The 16,576-nt window shown below is 56.5% G+C and carries 15 protein-coding genes; 11 read left to right on the top strand and 4 right to left on the bottom strand.

The genetic code is table 11. The features are described from left to right. The first annotated feature begins 339 nt into the window (after nt 1-339). The 4 genes from JG725_RS05955 to sixA all read left to right on the top strand — a co-directional run bounded on the left by JG725_RS05955 (nt 340) and on the right by sixA (nt 5,375). Entirely contained in the window at nt 340-636 is a 297-nt protein-coding gene (locus JG725_RS05955) for a YfcZ/YiiS family protein (RefSeq protein WP_172288882.1), read from the top strand. A gap of 216 nt (nt 637-852) precedes the next feature. Continuing rightward, nucleotides 853-2,166 (top strand): acetyl-CoA C-acyltransferase FadI, encoded by a 1,314-nt coding sequence (fadI, locus tag JG725_RS05950; RefSeq protein WP_172288884.1) that lies wholly within the window; start codon nt 853-855, stop codon nt 2,164-2,166. Continuing rightward, nucleotides 2,163-4,343, top strand: a complete 2,181-nt coding sequence (fadJ, locus tag JG725_RS05945; RefSeq protein WP_199377066.1) for a fatty acid oxidation complex subunit alpha FadJ — start codon at nt 2,163-2,165, stop codon at nt 4,341-4,343. The genes fadI and fadJ overlap by 4 nt, the downstream gene beginning before the upstream one ends. 546 nt (nt 4,344-4,889) lie before the next feature. Further along, a complete protein-coding gene (sixA, locus tag JG725_RS05940) occupies nt 4,890-5,375 on the top strand; it encodes a phosphohistidine phosphatase SixA (protein WP_172288888.1) in 486 nt (161 codons plus the stop codon). A 40-nt stretch (nt 5,376-5,415) separates the two neighbouring features. Here the strand turns inward: sixA and smrB are convergent, their stop codons facing one another. After that, the gene (smrB, locus tag JG725_RS05935) at nt 5,416-5,958 is read right to left on the bottom strand and encodes an endonuclease SmrB (RefSeq protein WP_199377064.1); all 543 of its coding nucleotides are present in this window, start codon (nt 5,956-5,958) and stop codon (nt 5,416-5,418) included. 171 nt (nt 5,959-6,129) lie between these two features. Between smrB and prmB the strand changes: the two genes are divergently transcribed. From prmB to JG725_RS05905, 6 genes are all read left to right on the top strand, one after another. After that, complete coding sequence (gene prmB / locus JG725_RS05930; protein WP_172288892.1) at nt 6,130-7,062, top strand: 50S ribosomal protein L3 N(5)-glutamine methyltransferase; 933 nt, start codon at nt 6,130-6,132, stop codon at nt 7,060-7,062. Between the two features lie 107 nt (nt 7,063-7,169). After that, nucleotides 7,170-8,255: a chorismate synthase gene (gene aroC, locus JG725_RS05925; protein ID WP_172288894.1), complete on the top strand. Its 1,086-nt coding sequence runs from the start codon at nt 7,170-7,172 to the stop codon at nt 8,253-8,255. A 6-nt stretch (nt 8,256-8,261) separates the two neighbouring features. Continuing rightward, nucleotides 8,262-9,092: a penicillin-insensitive murein endopeptidase gene (gene mepA, locus JG725_RS05920; protein WP_172288896.1), complete on the top strand. Its 831-nt coding sequence runs from the start codon at nt 8,262-8,264 to the stop codon at nt 9,090-9,092. A gap of 3 nt (nt 9,093-9,095) precedes the next feature. Then, nucleotides 9,096-9,896, top strand: a complete 801-nt coding sequence (locus JG725_RS05915; protein WP_172288898.1) for a sulfite exporter TauE/SafE family protein — start codon at nt 9,096-9,098, stop codon at nt 9,894-9,896. Between the two features lie 17 nt (nt 9,897-9,913). After that, nucleotides 9,914-10,459, top strand: a complete 546-nt coding sequence (locus tag JG725_RS05910; RefSeq protein WP_199377234.1) for an elongation factor P hydroxylase — start codon at nt 9,914-9,916, stop codon at nt 10,457-10,459. A 34-nt stretch (nt 10,460-10,493) separates the two neighbouring features. Next, entirely contained in the window at nt 10,494-10,781 is a 288-nt protein-coding gene (locus tag JG725_RS05905; protein ID WP_172288900.1) for a YfcL family protein, read from the top strand. A gap of 69 nt (nt 10,782-10,850) precedes the next feature. On the opposite strand, the gene mnmC is transcribed toward JG725_RS05905, so the two are convergent. Further along, on the bottom strand, nt 10,851-12,881 hold the full coding sequence (mnmC, locus tag JG725_RS05900) for a bifunctional tRNA (5-methylaminomethyl-2-thiouridine)(34)-methyltransferase MnmD/FAD-dependent 5-carboxymethylaminomethyl-2-thiouridine(34) oxidoreductase MnmC (RefSeq protein ID WP_199377062.1): 2,031 nt from the start codon (nt 12,879-12,881) through the stop codon (nt 10,851-10,853). A 159-nt stretch (nt 12,882-13,040) separates the two neighbouring features. Between mnmC and fabB the strand changes: the two genes are divergently transcribed. Next, nucleotides 13,041-14,255, top strand: a complete 1,215-nt coding sequence (gene fabB / locus JG725_RS05895) for a beta-ketoacyl-ACP synthase I (protein ID WP_199377060.1) — start codon at nt 13,041-13,043, stop codon at nt 14,253-14,255. Between the two features lie 99 nt (nt 14,256-14,354). Here fabB and flk read toward each other — a convergent pair whose 3' ends face one another. Both flk and JG725_RS05885 read right to left on the bottom strand, forming a co-directional pair. Then, nucleotides 14,355-15,560: a flagella biosynthesis regulator Flk gene (gene flk / locus JG725_RS05890; protein ID WP_199377058.1), complete on the bottom strand. Its 1,206-nt coding sequence runs from the start codon at nt 15,558-15,560 to the stop codon at nt 14,355-14,357. 89 nt (nt 15,561-15,649) lie between these two features. After that, complete coding sequence (locus JG725_RS05885; RefSeq protein WP_370541595.1) at nt 15,650-16,537, bottom strand: DMT family transporter; 888 nt, start codon at nt 16,535-16,537, stop codon at nt 15,650-15,652. Between the last annotated feature and the right edge of the window lie 39 nt (nt 16,538-16,576).

Raw genomic sequence — 16,576 nt, 5'->3', positions numbered from 1 at the left:
AAGGGACGCGCATTGTAGGGGGCGCATTCGGTCTGACAAATCAGACCAGTTGGCAAAGTATAAGTTGGGAATATGTTAATGTTGCAAATGTGTATTAAAAATATGACAAAAATGATACAGAAGTTAGATCTACTTAACGTTTTGGTTAATTTTCGTGATAAGTAATTACGAGGGTTTTACTCTACGATAACAATGAAATGTGATAGATCTCACTAAATTCCCCCACGGACAGTAAGTTCTAGTGCTGTGCCGACCCGGTGAGTAGAATAGACGGGAATATAAGGTTTTTTGAACTGGATCATATCTGTTGTACTGGTCTCTGCCGTAGAGGAAAGAATGATGACAAACGCAATAAACAAATGTTCTGCTGAAGAAACCGCCGCCTGCTGCTGCGTCGATGTTGGCACGGTGATGGATAATACGGATTGCACCGCGTCTTACAGTAAAATCTTTACCGATCGGGCTGAGGCTGAAGCTACGCTGAAAGCGCTGACGGAGAAAGCCCGGTCGGTGGAATCCGATCCTTGCCAGATCGACAGTAAGCTGGCCACGGTGGACGGCGGCGTGAAGCTGGATATTGACTTCACTTTCTGCTGTCAGGCGGAAACGCTGATTTTCCAGCTTGGGCTGCGTTAAGTTTCGCCTTGTTTCGGGGCCGTACGGCCCCTGCTTTTATCCTGTCAGGCCGTTACGGCAATAACATTTATCTCCCCGAATTACACCTGCTTCTCTCACGTCGGCGTTCACACTTTTGTTCTTTGCTCGTTTGCGTAATGTAACTATCTGGTTAACAATGAGATCAGGTCTGACCTGTTGTGCGCAGGCTAATGTTCTCGGTTAACAGGAGCGTTTATGAGCGAGGTGTTACCACTGATAACCCGTCGTGGCGATCGCGTGGCGATTGTTAGCGGGCTGCGTACTCCGTTTGCCCGTCAGGCAACCGCCTATCACGGCGTGCCGGCCATGGAATTGGGAAAAATTGTGGTGAGTGAACTACTTATTCGCAGCGGGATCGACCCCGAACTGATCGAACTGTTGGTATTCGGTCAGGTGGTGCAAATGCCGGAAGCGCCCAATATCGCCAGAGAAATTGTGCTGGGAACGGGCATGAGCGTGCATACGGACGCTTACAGCGTATCCCGCGCGTGCGCCACCAGTTTTCAGGCGGTTGCCAACGTGGCGGAAAGCATCATGGCGGGAACCATTGCGGTGGGCATTGCGGGCGGCGCGGATTCCTCTTCCGTGCTGCCGATTGGCGTGAGCAAGCCGCTCGCCAGAGCGCTGGTCGATATGAGCAAAGCCCGCACGCTGGGTCAGCGGCTCAAGCTGTTGGCCCGGTTACGTCCCAAGGATCTGCTGCCGGTCGCTCCCCCGGTCGCTGAGTATTCCACCGGCCTGCGCATGGGCGACACGGCTGAACAAATGGCGAAAACGTACGGCATTAGCCGTGAAGAACAGGACGCGCTGGCGTATCGATCGCACCGTTTCGCCGCCCGCGCCTGGGAGGCGGGGAGCCTGCGTGATGAGGTGATGACCGCGTATGTCCCTCCTTACCGGCAGGCGCTCAGCGAAGATAATAATGTGCGTCGGGATTCCGCTCCGGAGCATTATGCCCGGTTGCGGCCGGCTTTCGATCGTAAGCACGGCAGCGTGACGGCGGCCAATAGCACGCCGCTGACTGACGGAGCGGCGGCTATTCTGATGATGAGCGAGTCCAAAGCCAAAAGTTTGGGCATCACGCCGCTGGGCTATCTGCGCAGCTACGCGTTCAGCGCGATTGGCGTCCAGGAAGATATGTTGCTCGGCCCGGCTTACGCCTCGCCTGTGGCGTTGGAAAGGGCGGGCATCACCCTTGCCGATCTGACGTTGATTGATATGCATGAAGCGTTTGCCGCTCAGACGCTAGCCAACCTGAAAATGTTCGCCAGTGAAGATTTCGCCCGAAATAAACTCGGGAGACATTCAGCGCTGGGTGAGGTGGATATGGAAAAATTCAATGTGCTTGGCGGCTCCATCGCATACGGACACCCGTTTGCCGCCACCGGCGCCCGGATGATTACCCAGACATTGAATGAACTGCGCCGACGCGGCGGCGGGCTAGGGTTAACCACCGCCTGCGCCGCAGGGGGACTGGGCGCGGCAATGGTACTGGAGGTGACGCTATGATCGATCGGCAATCCTTATTCGCATCGCCTGCGCAGACGTCGGCTTTTTCTCTGACTATCCGCCCGGACAACATTGGCATCATCACCATTGATGTGCCCGGAGAAAAGGTGAATACGCTGAAAAGCGAGTTTGCCGAACAGATCATGAAAGTCTTGGCACAGGCCCAGCAGCATGCGGCGCTCAGGGGCATCGTACTGCTTTCCGCCAAGCCGGGATCCTTTATCGCCGGGGCGGATATCGCCATGCTCAACCAGTGCGTCAGCGCCGAGCAGGCGGAGGCGCTGGCCAGGCAAGGGCAGGAGACTTTCGCCTCTATCGCCGCCTTGCCTTTTCCGGTGGTCGCGGCGATTCACGGCGCCTGTCTGGGCGGCGGGCTGGAGCTGGCGTTGGCGTGCGACTATCGGATTTGCTCACTGGAGGATAAAACCGTCCTGGGGCTACCGGAAGTCCAACTGGGTTTATTGCCCGGTTCCGGCGGCACGCAGCGGTTACCCCGGCTGATTGGGGTGGACAATGCGCTGGATATCATTCTCACCGGACGACATCTCCGCCCCCGTCAGGCGCTGAAACTGGGGTTGGTCGACGATGCGGTGCCGCACAGTATTTTGCTGGAAACGGCGGCGGCGATGATCAAACAGGGCAAACGCAAAGCATCGCCGCTGGGCTGGCGTTCCCGCCTGCTGGCAAGCCCGGGGATCAGACGCGTGTTGTTCAAGATCGTGAAGCGTAAAACGCGGGCCAAAACGCACGGGAATTACCCAGCGACGGAACGGATCATCCAGGTGATCCGCCGCGGGCTGGAGCAGGGCATTGATGAGGGGTATCGGCAGGAGGCCCGGGCGTTCGGCAAACTGGTGATGACGCCGGAGTCCGCGGCGTTGCGCAGCCTGTTTTTTGCCTCTACCACATTGAAAAAAGAGGCTGGCGCCTGTGCCGAGGCCAAACCGATCCGCCGGGTCGGCATTTTGGGCGGCGGATTAATGGGCGGCGGTATTGCCGGCGTGACCGCCGTGCGCGCGGGCTTACCGGTGCGGATTAAAGACATTAATGAGCAGGGGATTAACCATGCGCTGAAATATAGCTGGCAGTTGCTGACGAAACGGGTCGAACGCCGGCGGATGACGCCGGCGCAGCGGCAGCGCCTGATGACCTTGATTTCCGGCAGCACCGACTACCGGGGATTCGAACATACTGACATCGTGATTGAAGCGGTATTTGAAGATCTGGCGTTGAAGCGGCAAATGGTGGCCGAGGTGGAACACCATGCCGCGCCGCATACCATCTTTGCATCGAATACCTCGTCATTGCCGATTCATCAGATTGCGGACGGCGCCGGCCGCCCGCAACAGGTGATCGGTCTGCACTATTTTAGTCCGGTGGATAAAATGCCGTTGGTTGAGGTGATCCCTCATGCGCATACCAGCGACGAAACCATTGCCACCACGGTGGCGCTGGCGAGAAAGCAAGGTAAAACGGCGATTGTGGTGGCCGATCGCGCGGGTTTTTACGTTAACCGCATATTGGCGCCCTACATTAACGAAGCCGCTTACTGTTTGCTGGAAGGCGAGCCGGTCGAGTCGATTGATTATGCTCTGGTGCGCTTTGGTTTTCCTGTCGGCCCGTTAACCCTGCTTGATGAAGTGGGCATTGATGTCGCCACCAAAATTGTACCGGTGCTCATTCAGGAACTTGGAGAACGTTTCAAATCGCCGCCCACCTTTGACGCCATTCTGAAGGATGGTCGTAAAGGACGTAAAAACGGCAAAGGATTTTATTGCTATAACGATAAACACCGCTTCTGGCGGTCGGCCAGAGAAGTGGACGGCACCATTTATCCGCTGCTGGATGTCACGCCGAAAGCCCATCTTGATCCGGCGTTGATCGGCCAGCGCTGCGTTATGATGATGCTGAATGAAGCGGCGCGCTGTCTGGATGAAAAGGTCATCCGCTGCGCCCGCGACGGGGATATCGGCGCGGTGTTCGGCATCGGTTTTCCCCCTTTTCTGGGCGGGCCGTTCCACTATATGGATCGTCTGGGGGTGGAAACCGTGGTGAAAACCTTACAGGTATTGCAGCAGCAGTACGGCGACAGGTTTGCGCCCTGTGAACGTTTGCTGAGCATGAATGAAAATCAGCAAACGTTTTACCCGGCGCTAAGCGATCCTGAGCAGCGGTGATCTTTTTTGATAGTAATAGTAAAGTAAATAAGGCCGGATGTATTTCGGCCTTATTTTTTTGGGAAAAACCTTATATCAACATATATAATAATGGCAACGGAAATAAGTATTAGATTTACACCATGTTCGGGTATAAAGAATAGATATAATCCCCATTAGACAAAAATAAAAGATATTATTATACAAATAGTAAGCAGGTTTTTTACTAAGTATTTAACGCGTTTCTTTAAGTTCATTTTTTAATTATGCCATTAATTATCTTGATATCCTCCGTTTCACTGTTTGAATTTATCGGCACATAACCAGATCAATCCAGCGCTATTGTTTATTTTTCCAACGGTCGTCCGGGTGGTTATCAGGCGTTGCTGTTTTGCATAGGCGGCCTGGGATACGATCTCGATTTTAGCGGTTAAACTTACAGCGAAAACCTGCGATAATCGCTTTTCTTCATCAGCTGAAAATCGGGCGGGTTTGAAACATTTCCAACATTCAAGCAGCGAGATCAGCCTGTTAATTACAGTATTTACGTCAACATAGCGGTGTCATATGCAAGTTTTGATTATGCGTCATGGTGATGCAGTACCTGCTGCCGCCAGCGATGCGCAGCGCCCTTTGAGCGAGCGTGGTTATGATGAGTCGCGGAAAATGGCGCGTTGGCTGGATAGCCGGGCGGTTGATATCGACCGTATTCTGGTAAGCCCTTACCTTCGCGCCCGGCAAACGCTGGAAGCGATTCGGGGGCTGTTGCCCATGCCGGAGAGCGACGAATGTTTGCCTGAGCTTACCCCCGGCGGAGATGCCGGATTGGTCAGCGGCTATCTGCAAACGCTAGCGGGAGAAGGGGTGAAAGCGGTGCTGGTTATCTCTCATCTGCCCTTGGTCGGTTATCTGGTCGCGGAATTATGCCCTGATGAAACCGCTCCGATGTTTGCGACATCGGCCATTGCCTGCGTGAGCGTCGATGCGCAGTCGGGCAACGGCGTAGTTGACTGGCAGATGAGTCCGGCTCAGTTGGCGCTGAAAGCTTCATAGCCGCCGTGCTTTTTATCAGGCAGCCTGCGCCAATGCGGTTTTACTCAAGCGAGGGCGCTTCCAGCGCCACAAGCACCAGCAACGCGGCATCGCCGCCGAACTCCTTGGGCGCCTGATGGAAAGCCAGCACATCGGGGTGCTGCGCCAGCCAGAGCGGCGTTTTTTGTTTCAGAATATGTTTGCCGTGGCCGTGCATCACACAGGCGCAGTAAACATGCTCCCTGCGGCAGGCGGCCAGCAACGCCCCCAATTCCTGCTTCGCCTGCAACTGCGTCAAACCGTGCAGATCGAGAAACAATTCAGGGGCGTAATCACCGCGCCGCAATTTCTTTAATTCATAATGGCTGGCCCCGGAACGCACGTAGCGCATCGGTCCTTCGCTTTCCAACTGCGGCTGAAATTCGTCCGAAAAGTAAAAGCTGGCGTCGATCTGTTCCTGCAAGGCTCGTCTTGGCGGCAATTCACTCAGCTTGCGACGAGCGGGCTTGTGGGTATAGGTATCCTGGCGCAGCTTCTTGGCGCCGGAAACGGATGCGCGAAAAAGCTGCAATTCGTCGTCACTCAGCGAATATTTATTATTCATCGGTCGTTCACCCTACATCAACATCCGTTCAGTTTACCCTGTCTCTCGCCGGTCGCTAAATAAAAGTCGGCGTAACCTTACGCTCTACGGGTTATATCTGCTGCTTTGTCACCGGCTTCATGGCAAAATAAGCGCCAATTTGTCATTCAGATATGTCTGCGGAGGACAACCTTGGACAAAATTTTCGTCGATGAGGCGGTCAGCGATCTCCATACCATTCAGGATATGTTGCGCTGGAGCGTCAGTCGGTTTAACGCAGCCAATATCTATTATGGTCACGGTACGGATAATCCGTGGGATGAGGCCGTACAGCTGGTGCTGCCCAGCCTGTTTTTACCGCTCGATATTCCGGAGGATATGTACGCGTCCCGTTTAACCTCCAGCGAGCGGCACCGCATTGTCGAACGGGTTATCCGTCGGGTAAACGAACGCATCCCGGTGGCCTATCTGACCAACAAAGCCTGGTTTTGCGGGCTTGAATTTTATGTCGATGAACGGGTGCTGGTGCCGCGTTCGCCGATCGGCGAATTAATCAGCGACTGCTTCGGCGATCTGTTGCCGAAAGCGCCTCGCCATATTCTGGACATGTGTACCGGCAGCGGCTGCATTGCGATTGCCTGCGCGCAGGCTTTTCCCGAAGCCGAAGTGGACGCGGTGGACATTTCCAATGACGTACTGGCGGTGACCGAGCAGAACATTCAGCAGCACGGCATGGAATATTGCGTGACGCCGATCCGTTCCGATCTGTTCCGCGATTTGCCGGCAATCCGCTATGACCTGATTGTGACCAATCCGCCTTACGTGGATGAAGAGGACATGTCTGATTTGCCGCAGGAGTTCCGTTTTGAACCCGAGCTGGGGCTGGCCGCCGGCAGCGACGGCCTGAAGCTGGTGCGCCGTATTCTGGCCTGTGCGCCCGACTACCTCAGCGATGACGGCGTGTTGATTTGCGAGGTGGGCAACAGCATGGTGCACCTGATTGCGCAATATCCCGATATTCCGTTCACCTGGCTGGAGTTCGACAACGGCGGGGATGGCGTATTTATGCTGACCAAAGATCAACTGATCGATTGTAAAACCCATTTCAGCATCTATCGCGACTAACCTGATTGATGAGTATCGCTATCCATCCTCTTGCAAGCGTTCATGGGCCACGCGTTGAAAGATCATGGGCATAGCCAAAACTATTACGTATACGCTAAGGAGTTGTGATGGCAGGAAACAGTATTGGGCAGTTTTTCCGCGTCACCACATTTGGTGAGTCCCACGGTATCGCTCTGGGATGTGTGGTTGACGGGGTTCCGCCGGGGATCCCATTGACCGAAGCGGATCTGCAACACGATTTGGATCGCCGTCGGCCGGGGACGTCCCGCTACACGACGCAGCGCCGTGAACCCGATCGGGTGCGCATTCTGTCGGGCGTTTTTGAAGGGGTTACCACGGGAACCAGCATTGGTTTACTGATTGAAAACACCGATCAGCGTTCGCAGGATTACAGCGCGATCAAAGACGTTTTCCGTCCCGGTCACGCCGATTACACCTATGAACAAAAATATGGCCTGCGTGATTATCGCGGCGGCGGCCGTTCTTCCGCCCGTGAAACCGCAATGCGCGTCGCGGCCGGCGCGATAGCGAAAAAATATCTGCAACAGCAACACGGCGTGAAGATCCGTGGCTATCTGGCGCAGATCGGCGATGTGAGCTGTGAATTAAAAGACTGGGATTTGGTCGAGCAGAATCCTTTTTTCTGCCCGGACGCCGATAAGCTGGAAGCGCTGGACGAACTGATGCGGGCGTTGAAAAAAGAGGGCGATTCGATCGGCGCCAAAGTCAGCGTGGTGGCGGAGTCGGTGCCCGCCGGCCTGGGCGAGCCGGTGTTTGACCGTCTGGACGCCGATCTGGCGCACGCCTTAATGAGCATCAATGCGGTGAAAGGGGTCGAAATCGGCGACGGCTTCGCCGTGGTGACGAAACGCGGCAGTGAAAACCGCGATGAAATCACGCCGCAGGGTTTCCAGAGCAATCACGCCGGCGGCATTTTAGGCGGCATCAGCAGCGGACAGCATATTGTCGCTCATCTGGCGCTCAAACCGACCTCCAGCATTATGGTGCCGGGGCAGACCATCAACCGGCAGGGGGAAGCGACGGAAATGGTGACGCGCGGCCGGCACGATCCCTGCGTGGGGATCCGAGCGGTGCCGATTGCCGAGGCAATGATGGCGATTGTGCTAATGGATCACCTACTGCGCCAGCGTGCGCAGTGTGGGGATGTGGTCAGTCAGGTTCCCCGCTGGTAATAAACGATGAAAAAAGGGTTAATGGGTTTTATCGCACTGGCATTCAGTGCGCCGCTATGGGCGAAAACCCCCTGGCAGGAAATGACGCACCCGGTGGCGGGAGCGCCTCAGGCCATCGGCAGTTTTGCCAATGGATGTATCATCGGCGCGCAACCTCTGCCGCTACAGTCGCCGGATTATCAGGTGATGCGCGTCGATCAACGCCGCTATTACGGACATCCCGATCTGCTGGCGTTTATTACACGGCTAAGCGCAACGGTTAAGCGGCGCACGGCGGCCAATATGCTTATTGGGGATTTGGGCATGCCGGTCGGCGGGCGCTTCAACAGCGGTCATGCCAGTCACCAGTCAGGTCTGGATGTGGATATCTGGCTGCAATTGCCGAAACAGCGCTGGAGTCAGCAGCAATTGCTTAATCCGCAACCCCTCGATCTGGTGGCGGCCAACGGCCGCAGGGTTAACCCGCGCGTCTGGCAGCCCGAAGTAACGACGCTGGTGAAGCTGGCGGCGCAAGATAGCGGCGTGACCCGCATTTTCGTTAATCCGGCGATAAAAAAACAGCTGTGCGCCGATGCAGGTCAGGATCGTGACTGGTTGCATAAGGTTCGTCCCTGGTTTGGACATCGCGCGCATATGCATGTTCGCCTGCGGTGCCCCGCCGATAGTCTGGAGTGTCAGGATCAGCCGGCGCCGCCCGCCGGCGACGGCTGCGGCGCCGAGCTAACCAGCTGGTTCCAGCCAAAACAGCCGGGCGGCGAGCCGCCGGTGAAAACATCGCCTCCTCCTTTACCTCCGTCTTGTCAGGCTTTGGTCGACAGACATTTTGCAGTGGAATAAATCATGGATTGGTTTGTCGTCGGGCCTGAAGTTCTGGGCATTTTATTCTTCGTCGCGATATTGGCGGGGTTTATCGACTCCATCGCCGGGGGCGGCGGTTTATTGTGCGTACCGGCGCTGATGGCCGTCGGGCTATCGCCCGCGCAGGCTTTGGCAACCAATAAGCTTCAGGCGGTCGGCGGTTCGTTTTCCGCCAGCCTGTACTTTATCCGCCGCCGCGCCGTCGATTTAAGCGAGCAGAAGCTGGCTATCGCCTTGACCTTTGTCGGATCGACGTTCGGCGCCTGGCTTATTCAGCAGATCCATGCTGATTTTCTGCGGCAGCTATTACCGTTGCTGATCATTGGCATCGGCCTCTATTTTCTACTGTCGCCCAAGATCGGCGACGACGACCGGCAGCGCCGTCTGTCCGCCGTGCCGTTCGCGATTGTCGCCGGTTGCGGCATTGGATTTTATGACGGTTTCTTCGGGCCGGGCGCCGGGTCGTTTTATGCGCTGGCATTTGTCACGCTGAGCGGTTTTAATCTGGCGAAGGCCACGGCGCATGCCAAAATCCTCAACTTCACCTCGAATTTCGGCGGGCTGCTGTTCTTTATGCTCGGCGGTAAAGTGGTGTGGGGCCTGGGAGCTGTAATGTTGCTGGGGCAGTTTATCGGCGCCCGTATCGGCGCCAGAATGGTGCTGAACAAAGGGCAGAAACTGATCCGCCCTATGCTGGTGATCGTTTCCGCGGTGATGAGCGGCAAACTGATTTATGACAGTCATGGCGCCGAGATCGCGCATTGGCTGGGGCGGTTTTTCTGATGATGGTAAATAACGAGATGGATTCCCATCACTATCAGCAACTGATTGATATTTTTGATGGCTGCTTTAGCGACGAATACAACACGCGCTTGATTAAAGGCGACGACGAGCCAATCTATCTGCCCGCGGACGAGCAGGCGCCTTATCACCGGATTATCTTCGCTCACGGCTTTTATGCCAGCGCGCTGCATGAGATTTCTCACTGGTGCATCGCGGGCGCGCAGCGGCGTTTACAGGTTGACTTCGGCTACTGGTATTGCCCGGACGGGCGTGATGCTACGACGCAGTCTCAGTTTGAGTCCGTTGAGATCAAACCGCAGGCGCTCGACTGGCTGTTTTGCGTGGCGGCGGGTTTTCCCTTTAACGTGAGCTGCGACAACCTGAATGGCGACAGCGAGCCGGATCGCATCGATTTCCAACGCCGGGTTCATGCGCAGGTGAGGGTGTATTTGCAGCAGGGGATCCCGCCGCGGCCGGCGCGCTTTATTAATGCGTTACAATCGTTTTACAATACGCCGCCGCTGACGGCAGCGAGCTTTCCGTACCCGGCCGATCTCTGCTGACTATTAAGCGAGACAGATTAACTGAGGATAATAAATGATCGCAGAATTTGAGACGCGTATTCTGGCGCTGATTGATGACATGGTGGAACATGCCAGCGACGATGAACTTTTTGCCGGCGGCTATCTGCGCGGTCATTTGACGGTATCGGTGGCTGAAGCGGAGGAAAACGGCGAACATACGCCGGAAGCGCTTTATGCGCGCGTCAGCGACAGTATTGATAAGGCCATCAAAAACGGTGAGCTTTCCCCGCCGGATCAGATTCTGGTAAACCGCATGTGGGAGCGTTTATTCCAGCAGGCGCAGAACCCGCAAACCCATTAATTCTTTTCGATTAATCCATTTCAATATGGCGCCGGTGTTTCCGGCACCATGCTTTTTTAACGCCCGTTCTTATCCCTGAGACGATACCGGCCGGCCTTTCAGCAGTTTCCTGATCCAGAAACGATTCGGGTTCAGCGCCGCCAGCGTTTCGCTATCCAACGGCAATGGCTCGCCGTAAATTTGCGCGGCCAGAATCTCGGCCGCCAACGGCGCCGAACACAGCCCCCGGGAACCCAGCGCGCCGATAAGGAACAGATTCGGGTAGACCGGCGCGGAGGGAAGATGTTCCGCGTGATGGTGGTGTTGCAATAAATCCTGATAGCTCTCAAGCGTTTGTTGATAATCCGCTACCGCGCCGACCAGCGGCAAATGGTCGCGCAGCGCACAGCGCACGCCCTGACGCGCCTGGCGGTCGCGCACATCGATCTGCTGCGCCCATTCCGCCTGCGGCAGACAGTTCAGCAGACGCCGGCGATTTTCCTGTTGTTCTTCTTCCCGGTAGTCGGTGGCGGCATCGCCGCGCTGGTAGCTGGCGCCGATGCAGTGTTCCTGATGCCGCGGGCTGACCGGCGTCAGATAACCGTCGTAGCAAAGCACCTGTTTCAGCCGCTGCAACGTCGGTGTCGTCGGGATATGGCTTACCTGACCGCGCACCGCATAGCATGGAAGATGTTGAGTCTGAGTCCAGTCCGACAGTTGATGACCATTCGCCAGGATGAGCGCGGCATGTTCCGCCTGTCGATGGTTATTCAGCGTCAAGCGCCAGCCGGCGCGGGTTTGCTCAAGCGAGGAAACTGCCGTGTTCATATGGACGATCAATCCTTGCCGGCGGGCCAGTTCCAGCGCGGAGGCGGTTAGCTCCGCCGGGCAAAGCCAGCCGCCATCGGGGTAGGTAATGCCGCCGACACCCAGCATCAGACCGTTCACGTCTTCAAGCTGCTCCTCCGTCACGGCGAAAACCAGTTCCGGCGGCCATTCACCTTGTAAAATGTGTTCGATTTTACCGGCGCTTTTCTGGTCATAGGCCAATTGGCTAACGCCGCACCACTGATGTTCAAAACCGACGCCCTGCGCCGCCAGTTCGGCATAGTGGCGACGCGCAAAAGTGAACGCGGCGGCAAAGAAACGCGAAAGCGCATCATGCTTATTATTCAGTAAAGGATACAGCGCGCCTTGCCGGTTGCCCGACGCGCCCTGCGCCGGTTGTGGATCGGCACAGTACAGCGTGACCGACGCGCCGCGTCTTTGCAGCGCCAGCGCGGTTAAAACACCGGCAATGCCGCCGCCGATAATCGCTATATCGTGGGTTGCGGTGGCCGGAGGTCGGGCATACCAGGGCGCGACCGAGGGGGCGGAAAGGCATGCGGGCAGATAGCCGCTCAACATTTCGCGCTTCTGCCCAAACCCCTTGACCTTGCTGACGGTAAACCCTGCCTGCTGTAATCCCCGGCGCACGAACCCGGCGGCGGTAAAGGTGGCGAAAGTTCCGTCCTGCCGGCACAGTCTGGCCATGGATCGAAACAGATTCTCCGTCCACATATCCGGATTTTTCGCCGGCGCGAAGCCGTCGAGAAACCAGGCGTCGACCTGATGATTCAGCGACTCATCCAGGGTCGGCAGCAGCGTATTGACATCGCCGAACCACAGATCGAGCGTGACGCGACCCTGAGCCAGAAGTAAACGATGGCAGCCGGCTAACGGCATCGGCCACTGCCGGCGTAATTCTTGCGCATATTTTTCCAGTTCAGGCCATTGGGCGTGAGCGGCGGCCAGATCGCGCCGGCGCAGCGGAAACCTCTCGAAGCTGATGAAGTGCAGGCGGCGCAACGGCGCTTGCGGCGACCGGGCGCGGAAATCATCAAAGGCCTGCCACAGCGTCAGAAAATTGAGCCCGGTGCCGAAACCGGTTTCCGCCACCACGCAGTTTTCACGCGTATGGGGGGTAAAGCGTGCGGGAAACTGATTGCCGGTTAAAAACACATAACGGGTTTCCAACAGCCCATCCTGATTGGAAAAATAGACGTCATCAAACTGTTGCGATACAGGTGTACCCTGTTCGTTCCAGCTCAACGACGCATGCTGGATGGGAAGACTATTCACGGCAAATGACTCATTATTCAAGCGGTGGGGCGATTTTAACGAGCTGAATGCCCTGGCGCAAATTTAGCAAAAGTTCGGCTGATCGGACTTGTTCAGCTTACAAGTGTACGCTAAAGTGCGAGGCGAAATCCCAAACTTTATAAGTGGAAGAGGTATTGAATGAAACGTGCAGTGATTACTGGTCTGGGGATCGTATCAAGCATAGGTAATAACCAGCAGGAAGTTCTGGCGTCATTGCGGGAAGGCCGCTCGGGTATTACTTTCTCTCAAGAGCTGAAAGATTCCGGCATGCGTAGTCACGTCTGGGGTAACGTTAAACTGGACACCACCGGCCTCATCGATCGTAAAATTGTGCGCTTTATGAGTGATGCATCGATTTATGCCTATTTGTCCATGGAGCAGGCGATTAAAGATTCCGGGCTGAGCGACGATCAGGTGTCCAACGATCGTACCGGCCTGATCGTGGGGTCTGGCGGCGGTTCTCCGCGCAACCAGGTTGCCGGCACCGACGGTATGCGGGCGAAAGGCCTGCGCGGCGTGGGTCCGTATATGGTCACCAAATCCATGGCTTCCGGTGTTTCCGCCTGTCTGGCGACGCCGTTCAAAATCCGTGGTGTTAACTACTCCATCAGTTCCGCCTGCGCCACCTCCGCTCACTGTATCGGTAACGCGGTAGAGATGATCCAACTGGGTAAACAGGACGTGGTATTTGCCGGCGGCGGCGAAGAGCTGTGCTGGGAAATGGCCTGCGAGTTCGATGCCATGGGCGCGCTGTCTACCAAATATAACGACACGCCGGAAAAAGCGTCCCGTACTTATGATGCCGACCGCGATGGTTTCGTTATCGCCGGCGGCGGCGGCATCGTGGTGGTGGAAGAGCTGGAGCATGCGCTGGCGCGCGGCGCGCATATCTACGGTGAAATCATCGGCTACGGCGCGACGTCCGACGGCGCGGATATGGTTGCCCCGTCAGGCGAAGGGGCGATGCGTTGCATGAAGATGGCGTTGCAGGGCGTAGATGCGCCTATCGACTACATCAATACGCACGGCACGTCCACGCCGGTCGGTGATGTGAAAGAGCTGGGAGCGATCCGTGAAGTGTTCGGCGATAACATTCCGGCCATTTCCGCCACCAAAGCCATGACCGGTCACTCACTGGGCGCGGCGGGCGTTCAGGAAGCGATTTATACGCTGCTGATGCTGGAACACGGCTTTATCGCGCCGAGCATCAACGTTGAAACGCTGGATGAACATGGTATTGGCATGAACATCATCACCGAACCGACGGAGCGTAAGCTGACCACCGTGATGTCGAATGGTTTCGGCTTCGGCGGCACCAACGCCACGCTGGTGATGAGCAAATTCGAGAAGTAATCGCCCGCGTTGCTACACGATCATGGCGGGTAGATAACCCCGCTATGATCGCCTTTCTTTACCCCGCCTCTCTTGATGCGCAACAGCGCTGAATGCTGCTCAGAACAATACCCAAAGCAGGAATACCGCGACGCAGACGCTGGCAATGATCACAAACATCGGCTTATGGAACAGAGACTGCCAGCTAAGCGGTAACGAGGCAATCAGCGGGTTGAGCAACGGTTGCGGGAATACGCTCGCCGCCGCCCAGTCGGTTTCCTGTGCGCGTTGTATGCGTTGGGTAAACAAGAAAGCGAGCGCATCGCTAAGCTGCATCGGCGTGAGCGGCGTCTGGAATCCGGCGTTAAACCGGTTCTGGGCATAATCCAGCAGCATTTGCTGTTCCTGCGCATTCAGCGGCTGCTGTAATGCCGCCTGCAACGTTGCAAGATTCGGGGCGGCGGGCACGCTAGTCTGGGCGTTGGCAAATGACGTCAAGGGGGACGCCGCGTTGGCGTTATTGGCCGCCGATACCGTCTGACCGGACGCGATATTGGCGTCTGGAGCGCTTTGCTGCTGCGCCGCCGGTTGAGATGAGGTCGGTAACGTTGTCTGCGCCTGTTGCAGCACCAGTTGTGTTTGCAGGAACTGAGTCAGTAATGGCAGCGATCTGACGGGAATGGCATCCCCGCCGTTGAGATTCTGCATCGTCATCAACGTGGTCCAGATTTTTGCCGGCTGCTCCCCGCTCTGGGCCGCCAGACGAGTGACCAGTTGATTCAGGCTACGTTGTTCGGCAGGCAGCAGTGGGCGATCGGGCGAACTGACGGCCGCCTGGGACGTGGATTGAGCGCTTTGCCCTTGCAGTAGCGTGACCACCTGTTGCAGTTGTGTGTTGCTCAGTGAGCTTAATGTGGCGTGACCGAATTGCTGGCGGATAAAGTCACTGACCGCCTGACGGTTGTTCCCCTGCGGCAGCAGGTCGCCGAGCCGTTGCATAAGCTGCTGGCGGGCGCCATTATCCTGACCTTGCGCCTGCGTTAAGCGCGTTTGCAGTATCTGCTCCGCCGGCTGGTAATGGCGCGACATCAGTTCGGCGTTTTCGCCGAGTCCCAGTCCCTGTTTGACGCCCGACCAGACTTCCGTCGCTTTTGCGGTGCTGAGCGCCACGATTTTCACGATCAGGTTTTCAAGCGTTGCGCGTTGCGCCGGCGTCAGCGGCAGATCGCCGTCGCCGCCAGCCGCGTTGGTCGTCGGCGACGTGGTCGCGGGACCGACCGATCGTTCACCCGGCAGTGGGGCACCTGGGCCGCTTACAGGTTGCATACCGTTTTCCTCACCGCTGGCTGAAAGAGAAAAGAATCATAGCAAGCTCTTTCTGGGTTCGATAGCCCTATAACCGCCACGAACAGGGGCTAATCACGGCGATGCGGTTTGATTAAGGGAAATCGCCATCGTTGCGCCAACACCACGCCCAGCAAGGTAATTCCGCCGCCGATCAGGTGATAACCGTGCAGCGGCTCATGCAGGAACACAATCGCGATGACGGCGGTAAACACCGGCGTCAGGTTCATAAATATGGACGCGGTGCCGGCCCCCAGTCGCAACAGGCCCTGGATCCACAGGAAAGGGGCGATAATCGACGCCATGATGCCGGCAAAGGCCACTAAGGGGATATTCTGGCTGGTGAGCCGCACGTCGTCCGTCAACAAAAAATTAGGCAGCAGCAGTACCACGCCAAAGGTGATTTGCACGTACAGCGACAGCCAGTTGGGCAGTGGGATACTCCAGCGTTTGGTTAAGACACCATACAGCGCATAGGCGCTGGCGGCGCAAAACATCATTATTTCGCCGGCGCCGATACCCTGCGACAGAATCTGTTCCGGGCGGCCCGCGCTGATAAGCCAGACAATGCCGCCGAAGGAAAGCAATCCGCCGGCCAGCATGCCGACCGTGGGCGCGATGCGCAGCAGCGGAATGCTGATTAACACGGTTAATAGCGGAACCAGCGATCCCATAATCCCCATCATGACTGCGCTGATGGTGTGCGCCGCGTAGTAAGCCAGACTCTGATACAGCACCATGCCCAGCAATCCGAGCGTCAGCAGTTTCCAGCTATATTGACGAATCACCGCCAGATGTTGTCGCATACCCGGCAACATAAACGGCGTCATCACCACCCAGGCCAGCAGCCAGCGATAAAAAGAAATGGCTGCCGGGTCGATCACGGCGGAGGAGAGTTTATTGACGATGACATTCACCGACCAAATCAGTACGGCGATAATGGGAAACAGAGAATTCAAAGCGGTGACTCTCATCCATAATGCAAGAAAGGCGCTAGT

This window comes from Brenneria sp. L3-3C-1 (assembly GCF_016456245.1).
Lineage (GTDB): Bacteria > Pseudomonadota > Gammaproteobacteria > Enterobacterales > Enterobacteriaceae > Brenneria.
This window is presented reverse-complemented; position numbering and strand designations above follow the sequence as displayed.